This is a genomic window from Bradyrhizobium sp. Arg816 (assembly GCF_029989365.1).
Lineage (GTDB): Bacteria > Pseudomonadota > Alphaproteobacteria > Rhizobiales > Xanthobacteraceae > Bradyrhizobium.
The window spans coordinates 1-203 of sequence record NZ_JAPRAQ010000277.1; the positions used below are offsets into that span (position 1 = coordinate 1).

Annotated in this window: 1 protein-coding gene; it reads left to right on the forward strand. The window is 59.6% G+C overall.

What is annotated here, in order from left to right:
- A partial coding sequence (locus OWC48_RS46880) for a transposase (RefSeq protein WP_282526049.1) occupies positions 1–203 on the forward strand: 203 nt, incomplete at both ends.

A 203-nucleotide genomic window follows, 5' to 3' on the forward strand; every position in this document is an offset into this window, starting at 1 on the left:
AAGCAGTCGAGGTTCACGGAAGAGCGGATCATTGCGGTGCTGCGGGAGCACGAGGCAGGATCGAAGACCGGTGATGTTTGCCGGAAGCACGGGATCAGCAGCGCGACGTTCTACAAGTGGAAGGCCAGGTATGGTGGCCTGGACGTATCCGAAGCTCGGCGCCTCAAGGTCCTTGCCGACGAGAATGCGAAGCTGAAGAAGCT